Here is a 9617-nt window from a genome sequence, read left to right on the forward strand (position 1 = left end):
TTCGCCTTATCAGAAGGTGTAAGTCATCTGGACGGTGTAGTTGCGCCCGGCGAGGTAGTAGAACGTCGGGTTGCTCGCCGCACCGTTGCCCTGGATGACGCTGCGATGGTCGAACAGGTTATTCAAGGAAAGTTGCAGCCGCAGGTCAGGCGCGAAGCGGTAACCGAGATTCAAGTTGGTGTAGTTGTAGGCCGGCAGGCGTGCGTTCGGGTTGTACTTCGCACCACTGGTCTCGCCTGTAGCGGTATAGCGCGCACCGACGTACTTGGTGAGGAACGAGCCATAGAAGGCTCCCTTGTCATAGATAAACCCGATGTCAGCGGTCGAGCTCGGCGCATTGGCAATCTGCAAGCCGGTGGTCTTGGAGTACGCACTGTTGATACTGCCGTTGGCGGTGAAGCTGAAACCCGACTGACCTAGAACGCGGGTCAGTTCGGCCTCCACGCCCTTGTAGATCACGCCGCCCTGGTTGAAATACACGCTGATCAGCGAACCACCGGGGCCGATAGGCTCTTCGACGCTGTTAACCAGATTGCCGAAGTCGATGTAGTAGACGTCCACATCGGCCACCATATCGGTCGTCTTCCACACCACTCCAGCCTGATAGTTCTTGGTTGTCTGCGGGTCGAGCTTGCTGCTGTCGCCTGAAAGGATCGTCACCTTCGGCGCCTGGAAACCCTCGGCCCATTGTGCATAGCCGGAGAAATTGGAACTGAAGCGGTAGTTGACCGCCACTGCGCCCAAGTTGGTACTGAAATGCCCATTGCCGTCCACCGGCGAGAAATTGGACACGCCGTCGATTGTGCGATCGAAATTCACGTGCTTGAAACCGGGCACAATGCTCAGGTTCTCCAACGGGCGCCACTCCACTTCGACATAGCTCTGCGTGGTATTGGAGTGTGCATTCGTGTCGATGATCTGGTCGTTAGGCTCGCCGGCAAGCGTATGTGGCGTCATCGTGGACAGATCCACGGTCACCTCATGCTGGCTCTGGTACGCGCGCTCGGCCCAGATGCCGGCTCGCAAGGTGCTGTCGAGCCAGCCGCTACCCAGGTCCTTCTCCGCCCTGAGCATGTCGCCCCAGGCGCGATAAGCCGAGTGATTGACCGCACCAGGCACGCCACCGTGAGGCAGAAGCAGTTGGTTCGGCGTATTGCCCAGCAGGTCGACACCGCCGGGACCGCCATCGCGCAAGCTATAGGTATAGAGCTTGTTGTCGAAGCGCCAGCTGTTGTAATCGCCGTGCAACTGAAGATATTCGAAATCGGCGTGCCGATCGTCGATGTTGTAGGCGTAGAAACCTTGCGAATCCGGATCGGTATTCAGCCCACCGAAATCCAGGCCATAACGATCGGTCTGCTTGCGCGGCTGTGCCGTAAACGTATTCCAGATGACCTTGTTGTAATCGGCCACCAGGGTTGCCGTGGTGTGGTCGCCTAACGGCTGCTTGATCTTGAACAGCACGTTGTCCTGGCGCAGCCCGGCGTTGTCGAGCAAACCATCGGTTTCCAGATGGCTGTAGTTGACGGAAGCTTGCGTGCCGATGTTGTTGAAGGTGCCAGTATTGCCCTCGCCGGCAAGTTGCCAGGTATTGCCGCTGCCGAACATGGCCGATACCTGACCCGAAGGCTTATCGGTCGTCGGCGCGGAATAAAGGGCGACCGTGCCGCCGAACGTAGCGTTGCCGAGATTACTTGCGGTACCCGGGCCACGATCTACGACGACCTCACCCAGCGAAGGCGCAGGGAAGAACGCCGTTGTCGCATGACCGAAAGCGCCCGGATCGCCGAACGGGATGCCGTCGAAGGTTACGTCGTACTCGCCATCCTGGAAGCCGCGTACCGTACCGCTTTTGCTGGACAAACCCGCACCATTCGGCGACGCATTGATCGCCGAGGGTGTCAGCTCAAGTAGCGCAAGATAATCGTCCTTGGGCGAAGCAATGGTCTGTATGTAATTACGATTCAAGATCGATTGCGGTTCCAGCTCAGACAGGCTGGCTTGCGAGGGGGCAAGTGCTGATGCCGACCCTGGCGGCGCGTTATTGGGATCATCCACTGCGGCGGACACCGAAATACCTTGCAGATTACTGGCATTCTGCGCGGCCGCACCGACTGTGCCCGCCAGTGCGACCAAGCTCAAGCTGAAACGAATTGCGTGATGCATGAACGTCAAGACTCCTGCTTTTTTTGCCGTGCAGTCGCCCGCAACGGCTGCCCCTGCGGGCCCGAAGTTGATGGTCTGGAAGCCGCGGATGTGCGACGATTTAAAAGAGTAGCTAAGACTATCGTTATGTCATGACAGCGGCTTGACGCTGATATGGCGGAGCAAGGCGCGCTTTTGCATATCAGGCATGCAGAATCTTGCCGCGTGGTGCTAATGTCGCGCCTTCAATTCGTATCCGATGAAACGGATACGCCGGAGGGGACAAGCATGAGCAGTACCAAGAAACGCGCGAAGCCAGCTCCGCGTGCGCCGAAGATCGATCTCAACACCAAGCAGCAGCCGACCCAGCAGCGATCGGTCGAAACGTTTGAGCTGATTCTCGAGGTAACTTCGCGCCTGCTTGGCGAAGTCGGAGTGGAACGCCTGTCCACAAACATGGTTTGCGAGAAAGCCGGCATCAGTCCTCCAGCGCTCTATCGCTATTTTCCGAACAAGTACGCCATCCTCAAGGAATTGGGCGAACGCCTGATGGCCTGCCAGAATCGCGCGTATCGCGAATGGCTGGAGGCGGAACAGAAGCTCGACTACGATGGCTCGCGCGAGGCGTCTACACGCGGCCTGCGCGATATGCAGGCGCGCATCAATGCGGCTACCCTCGCCTTTCCCGGCTCTGCCTGGATCATGCGTGCGCTTCGCGCGGTCCCGACACTGAGGCATATCCGTCTGGATTCACACGAATCGGTCTCGCAGACCAGCTACCAGGCGTTGCGCGGGCGCTTTCCGCATGCCGGCGAAGCCGAGCTGCGTTTATCGATGCGTCTATCGACCGAGGTAATGTATGCGGCAACCGAAATGGTCATCGACAATCCACAGATCGATGGCGACCTGATCAATGCCGAGGTTGCCGATATGGTAGTGCGGTATTACGACAAGTTTGTCGAGCGCGAAGCGGTCTATACCGAAGCGCTGAAAAAGCATGCCGCGAAAAAATCGGCGGTCAAGCGTCGCAAATAATGGAAGGCCTCTCATCCCGGATGAAGCGCATGCGAGACATGGAAATTTACCTCTATGCGCTCCCTCTTCCCTGGCAACGCCGCGGAAGAGGGACGTGATAAGGCGGCAGCTCCCTATGCAAACTGCAGGGTCTCGGTCAGATCCCCAGGCGCCACGCCACCGGCAGCCAGCATCGCCTGCTCGCGCTCAAGCAGGCCCGGCAACTTCTCAAGCCCGAAACGCCGCGTAATAAAGCGCGCGATCGAGCCCGTGTCGTACATCGTATGCTCTACATGCCCACGCTTGGCAAACGGCGAAATCACCAAGGTCGGTACACGCGACCCCGGCCCCCAACGATCGCCCTTGGGCGGCGCGACATGGTCCCACCATCCACCGTTCTCATCGAACGTCACGATCACCGCCATCGATTTCCATTGGGGGCATTTACGCAGGGCCTCGACGATGTGCGCGATATGCCGATCGCCGGCATCTACATCCGAATAACCCGAATGCATGTTCAAATCGCCTTGCGGCTTATAGAACGTTACCTGCGGAAGTTTGCCCGCCTCGGCATCGGCCACGAAACGATTGCCTGGCGCAACATCCCCCATGCCACCGTCGCGCAGGTGCTCCTTACGCGCCTCAGTGCCAGGTGCGAGCTGGCTGAAATAGTTCAATGGCTGGTGATGGACCTGGAAATTGGGGCGTTGCGGAAACTCGTCCGCATGCTCGCTGTCGCGCCCATCCAGCGCCACTTGCCAACCACCGGCGTACCAGGCCCAGCTTACGCCCTTGGCGCTGAGCACGTCCCCGATCGTGGTGTGCGACTGCGGGGGCAATGTATTCGGGCTCTTGGCATTGGCCAGTTCAGGACGATCGGGATCGGGCAGTTGCGTCGGAGCATAGGGCGGCCCCATCGTGTTGACCACCCAGAAATCCGGCGACAAGGCACTGCGTGACGCAAACTTCGGCTTGCCATGCATGGCGCTGTGGGGCGAATCCTCGCTCTGCTTCAAACGGATCCCCTTGGGATCGTCGCCTTCCACCTGTGCAATCTGCATCCACGCGGGACTCTTGTCGGCGTTCGGATAAAACGGCGGCCGCGCGGCGACCAGATACTGATGATTAAGGAACGAACCGCCGAAGGTGCCCATGAAGAAGCGGTCGCAAAGCGTATATTCTTTCGCCAGTCGCCAGAGCCGCAGATTGACCGGAGCGTCCCCGTAATACCCCATGACCAGGGCTCCCGAATCGCCCCAGGCAACGAAACCATCGTTCTTGCCGCCGTTGATCTGCAATTGGTTCTGGTAGAACGAATGCCAGAGGTCGCGCGTCACCAGTCCGTGCGGCAAAGGATCGCCATCGGGCGTGTGCAGTGCGAATGGCATATTGGCCAGACCGGCGATGTCCTTCTCGCCAATCAAGTAACGGCGATGGTTGACCGTCTGTTCGTGTTGCACCAGCCCGCCCCAGATCGGCGGCAGGGTTTCGAGGACGCTGCCGTCTCGATCGACCTGTCGGTAATCTTCCGGCCTGAGCGATGAGAGCGGACGCTCCACACCGGGGAAATCGGCAAACAGGTTGTTGAAACTGCGGTTTTCCGCGTAGATCACCACGACATGCTGGATATGCTTTTGCAGCAGCACGTCCAGTTCGGCTTGCGATTTCGGCGCAACAGCATGCGCCGCATGCTCCTTGCCCTCGACCGCACCACCGGCCGCCAAGGCGGCACCGGCAATCACCATGCCGCCCAGAAGGCGACGGCGCTGTGGATCGACCGGGGCATCAAAGGTATCGATAAGAATGGAATCTTGTTTTTTGTCGCTCATGGCGTATCGCAGAAAAAAACGAAAAGACGGCCAGATGGCTGGATACCATCGGTGGGTGGGGACGGGCCAACAGAGTAGAGTTGGGAGACTGCGACTTGGTTACAAGGGGGTAGTTCGAACTCCGGGGTGAACCGGCTCACATCTAAGCCATCGCTAAGCCTCTGCGGGCAATAATCCCCCTATGCACATTCTGCTGATAGAAGACGATCCGCTGCTTGGCAAGGCTGTCGAGCGTGCCCTGACCCAGCTGACCTATACGGTCACCTGGCTGCGCGACGGGCGCGAGGCGGTAGCCGCGGTAAACGACCGTATGGTGGACCTGATCCTGCTCGACCTGGGCCTTCCGAACAAAGATGGCTTCGATGTGCTGCTGGAACTTCGCCAACGCCGAATCCGCACCCCGGTGATCGTCATGACGGCCAGAGACGGCCTGGAAGCCCGGGTACGCGGCCTGGATGCCGGAGCCGACGATTATCTCGTCAAGCCATTTCACCTGGACGAGCTTGCCGCACGCATCCGCTCTACCGCACGACGCGCACAAGGCCTAAGCGACAATCGCATCGAAGTGGGCGCACTCAGCCTGGACATGACCACTGCGGAAGTCAGCTTCCGGGGAGCCCCGGTGGAGCTGACACCGCGCGAATTCGCCCTGCTGCAGACCCTGATGGAGCGCGCCGGCCGCGTCGTGCGCCGCGCTCAACTGGAAAGCTCTCTCTATGGCTGGGACAGCGACGTCGGCACCAACGCCCTGGATGTCCTGGTCCATGGCCTTCGGCGCAAGCTGAGCCATGACACCATCAAGACAGTTCGCGGTTTCGGCTACACGATTCCGCTGGAGCCGCAATGAAGCTCCATAGCCTGCGCGCCCGGATCCGCTGGACGATCATCGGCTTGCTGGCCACCGTCCTGCTCCCACTGGGCATGCTCAGCTATCAGCGCACGATTGCCGAGGTAGACGAGCTCTCCGATGGGCGTCTGGCGCAATCGGCACGCACGCTGGAAGCGCTGATCGGCCACGACAGCTTTGCGCTGGGCTCGCCGGAACACGCACCGATCGATGTGCCGGCCTTCGCCGCCGATCCGAAAAACACGCCGAGAAACGCGCGTACTTATGAATCGGAGGTGGGCTACCAAGTGGTCGATCGCCAGGGCAATCTGCGCATCAGTACCTCCAACCTGCTTGGCATGCCGGCGATCGAAGCGCCTGACAGGACCTTCAAGGACGTCGCATTCGGTGGCTACCGCTGGCGTGTGTTCACCCTGCGCAAGGCAAGTGGCGAACTTATCCGTACCGCCGAGCGTTATGACAGCCGTGACGAAATCGCCTACGCACTCTGGATACAGCATGGCCTGCCGTTGTTTATCGGCATTCCCTTGTTGGCCATCCTGGTCGGCTGGGGGGTGCAGCGCAATCTACGACCGCTGGATGTACTGGCCGACAAGCTCTTCATGCGCAAGCCCGGCAGCCATGCGCTCTTGACGCTGGAGAATGCACCGTCAGAATTGCAGCCCGTGCTCGATGCGCTGAACGAGCAGATCGCGCGACTCGAAGAAGCGCTCGAACGCGAGCGCCGATTCAGCGCCGACGTCGCGCACGAGCTGCGCACGCCACTGGCTTCGACCATGATCAACCTGGAAAGCGCGATGCATGCGCGCGATGCCACGGCATCGGAAAGCGCGCTGATAAGCGCCACCGAATGCCTGGCTTCCCTGGCGCGACGCACCGAGCAGCTTCTCGCTCTCGCACGGCTGGAGGGAGCGCCTGGCAGGCAACCGCTCAACCGGGTCGATCTGGTCGCGGTTACCGGCGCAGTGATCGACGAAATGGTGGCCGTGATCGTCACCAGCGGCGTGGAGCTGTCGCTCGCACCATTGCCCGACACCCTGATCGTGCAAGGCGACGAAGCCGCACTGCGCGCTTTGCTGCGCAACCTGCTCGAAAATGCCATGCGGCACGTTCCGGCGGGCGGGCATGTACAGTTCGCCTTGAGCCAGACACGCTATGAAGCGGTTATCGATGTCGTCGACGATGGCCCGGGCATTCCAGCAGAACGGCGTAGCCAGGTTTTCGACCGCTTCCATCGCGAATCGAGCAGTCGAGGCGATGGCTATGGCCTCGGCCTGTCGATCGTCAAGCGCGCCGCACAAATGCATGGCGCCAACATCCAGTTGCTCGACTCGCCGCTGGGCCGCGGCCTGCATGTGCGCGTAGGCATTCCCTTGCCGGACGATTCACAAGCCTGAACCCTGCGAAGCTGTTGCTAAGGTAGCGACGCTATCGTGACAGGCATTCGTCGGTTTCGGGAGCCAGGCTTGGAACGCCCTTACGCGCCGTTGTGGCTGCTCGCATTTGCACTGGGGTTAGGTGGCTGTGCGCATTACAGCCCCATGCCGTTGCCCGCTCAAGCGGCATCGGCACGCACGGATATCGGCAGTGCGCCGCTCAGCACGGTCGAGATCGAGCGACAAGTGCTGATGCACGATCCCGAACTGCAAACCGCCCGCGCCCGCCACCAAATCGCACAGGCGCAATTACTCCAAGCCGGCATCCTCCCCAATCCCTCGTTCGACGCCAATGTCGGCTATTTATTGTCCGGGCCGGGCGACGCGACGGCGTGGACCCTGGGTTTGAACGAGGACATGCAGGCCTTGCTGACGCTTCGTACGCGCCGCAGCGAGGCCAAGGCAGCGGCGAACCAGGTCGATGCCGAACTGCTCTGGCAGGAATGGCAAACGCTAGGCAAGGCTCGCCTGCTGGCGGTGGATATTGTCGAAGATGAAGCCTTGGCCATCGTGCAGCACCGATTGCTGGAATCCCTGGACACTCGTCGCGATGCGTTACAGCAGGCACTGGAGCGGCACGCTATCGATCAACTGAGCGCAGCTCCCGACATAGCCGCCGCCGCAGATGCCCATGCTGCCTGGGATGAATTGCAACGTCGCTTGCTCGACGAGCGTCAAGCGCTGAACGCCATGTTGGATCTGGCGCCAAATGTCCATGTCACCCTATCGGCGCTACCTGAAAGTCCGCCGCTCGATAGCCGGGCCGTAACCGCCGCCGCGGATCGACTGGCCCAGCATCGCCCGGATCTACTTGCGCTGGCGGCCGGGTACGCGGCCCAGGATGCGCGGTTACGCTCCGCACTGCTTGCTCAGTTCCCACCATTATCGTTTGGATTTGCCGCTGCCCAGGACAATAGTCGCGTGCGTAGCGGCGGGCCAGCAGTGACATTCGCCTTGCCGATATTCGATCGCAATCAAGGCGCTATCGCCGTCGAGCGCGCTACGCGGCAGCAACTGTACGACGAATACGTGGCGCGCCTGCGCCAAAGCCGCGATGAAGTGCTAGGGCTGCTTGCCGAACACGAGCAGCTCGGCGCGCAGCGGCAGGCATTGGCTTCGCTCGCGCTTGCCGACCGGCAGCGCCAGCAAGAAGCCGACATAGCATGGCGCAGAGGTTCGATCGATCTGCGCACCTATGTCGATCTCATCATGGCCACTGCGACTCGCGAAATGAACCGTATCGCCCTGGAAAAAGCGGCGCGGGAACAGCGAGTGGCCATCGACATTTTGCTCGGTACCGGACTGCCGGGCGCTCTTCCTACGCAAGTGACCGCACCATGATCATCTTCCGATATGTGGGCCTTGGCGCCCTGCTCGCGCTGGGTGGCTGCGGTGCCGACTCAGATGGCGCCCCGCCTGTACCGAGCGCCTCCGTCACGGTGCAGGCCGTGCGCGAGGGAAGCCTGGCGCATACGGTTGTCGCCTATGGCGGCACGCAACCGAGTAGCGAAGGCACTATGGTTTTGAACATCGACGCACCGGGACGCGTAACGCGCCTGTGGGTCGCGCCCGGCGCGCGGGTGGTGCAAGGCCAGCCCTTGCTGCGTTTCGCTCCGACACCCGAAGCTGTCGCCGCCTATCGCCAGGCGGAACGTGCTGTGAGCGTCACCGAGGCGGAGCGCACCCACACCGCCGAATTGCTCGTGCAACATCTGGCCACACAGGATCAACTCAACCAGGCCGATAAAGCTGCCAAAGACGCTCAGGCTACTCGCAACGCGCTACGAGCACAGCAAGGCAGCGGCGTCTCGACGCAACTGACCGCGCCTTTCGATGGCATGGTGACCTCTATCCAGGCGACACCGGGGGAATGGTTGGCCGCGGGCGCCTCGTTGATGACACTCGCCAGGAACAACGGAGCGATCGTGCGCGTCGGTGTGGAGCCGATGGCCATCGAAGGGGTTAGCGCCGGTGACACGGTCGATCTGGCCGCACTGGACACGGGCTACGCCTTGCACGGCAGAGTCGTGCATGTTGCAGCGCAGTTGGACAGCCAGACACATGCTTTCGAAGTCGACATCGCCACGGATAAGCAACCCTTGGCCGGCGAGACCTATCGTGCCGAAATCACCGTGGGTACCTATCGCGGCTGGTTATTGCCACGCGATGCCCTTGTCGGCGACGACGCTGGCTGGCGAATTTTCCAAGTCGCCGGCGACAAGGCCCGTGCCGTCGAAGTGCATCTGATCGGCGAGCATGGCGAGGCCAGTGTCGTGGCAGGCAAGCTGGACCCGTCGCAGCCGGTTGTCGTGACCGGTGCCATGCAGCTCGACGATGGTATGGCGG

General features: G+C 61.0%; 7 protein-coding genes. 5 read left to right on the plus strand and 2 right to left on the minus strand.

Annotated features, from left to right (window positions below; all coding sequences use genetic code 11):
• Positions 1-9: 9 nt before the first annotated feature.
• Positions 10-2166, minus strand: coding sequence for a TonB-dependent receptor (locus VIM98_RS15680; protein WP_331994045.1), 2157 nt, complete (start codon positions 2164-2166; stop codon positions 10-12).
• A gap of 267 nt (positions 2167-2433) precedes the next feature.
• Here VIM98_RS15680 and VIM98_RS15685 point away from each other — a divergent pair, with 267 nt between their 5' ends.
• A complete protein-coding gene (locus VIM98_RS15685) occupies positions 2434-3180 on the plus strand; it encodes a helix-turn-helix domain-containing protein (protein ID WP_331994046.1) in 747 nt (248 codons plus the stop codon).
• 113 nt (positions 3181-3293) lie between these two features.
• Here VIM98_RS15685 and acpA read toward each other — a convergent pair whose 3' ends face one another.
• Positions 3294-4988, minus strand: a complete 1695-nt coding sequence (gene acpA / locus VIM98_RS15690) for an acid phosphatase (protein WP_331994047.1) — start codon at positions 4986-4988, stop codon at positions 3294-3296.
• Between the two features lie 181 nt (positions 4989-5169).
• On the opposite strand from acpA, the gene VIM98_RS15695 reads away from it, so the two are divergent.
• The 4 genes from VIM98_RS15695 to VIM98_RS15710 all read left to right on the plus strand — a co-directional run.
• Positions 5170-5835, plus strand: coding sequence for a response regulator (locus VIM98_RS15695; protein ID WP_331994048.1), 666 nt, complete (start codon positions 5170-5172; stop codon positions 5833-5835).
• On the plus strand, positions 5832-7232 hold the full coding sequence (locus VIM98_RS15700; protein WP_331994049.1) for an ATP-binding protein: 1401 nt from the start codon (positions 5832-5834) through the stop codon (positions 7230-7232). Before VIM98_RS15695 ends, VIM98_RS15700 begins: the two co-directional genes overlap by 4 nt.
• Before the next feature lie 69 nt (positions 7233-7301).
• Positions 7302-8612 carry a TolC family protein gene (locus tag VIM98_RS15705; RefSeq protein WP_331994050.1) on the plus strand — a complete coding sequence of 437 codons (1311 nt, stop codon included), beginning with the start codon at positions 7302-7304 and terminating at the stop codon, positions 8610-8612.
• Positions 8609-9617: efflux RND transporter periplasmic adaptor subunit (locus VIM98_RS15710; RefSeq protein WP_331994051.1), on the plus strand; the 1009-nt coding region annotated here is incomplete at its 3' end. The genes VIM98_RS15705 and VIM98_RS15710, both read left to right, overlap by 4 nt.

This window comes from Dyella sp., assembly GCF_036568765.1.
GTDB lineage: Bacteria > Pseudomonadota > Gammaproteobacteria > Xanthomonadales > Rhodanobacteraceae > GSA-30.

Coding starts and splice junctions, on each gene's coding strand:
- VIM98_RS15700 (WP_331994049.1), top strand. CDS start 5,832: ATGAAGCTCCATAGCCTGCGCGCCCGGATCCGCTGGACGATCATCGGC.
- acpA (WP_331994047.1), bottom strand. CDS start 4,988: ATGAGCGACAAAAAACAAGATTCCATTCTTATCGATACCTTTGATGCC.
- VIM98_RS15695 (WP_331994048.1), top strand. CDS start 5,170: ATGCACATTCTGCTGATAGAAGACGATCCGCTGCTTGGCAAGGCTGTC.
- VIM98_RS15680 (WP_331994045.1), bottom strand. CDS start 2,166: ATGCATCACGCAATTCGTTTCAGCTTGAGCTTGGTCGCACTGGCGGGC.
- VIM98_RS15685 (WP_331994046.1), top strand. CDS start 2,434: ATGAGCAGTACCAAGAAACGCGCGAAGCCAGCTCCGCGTGCGCCGAAG.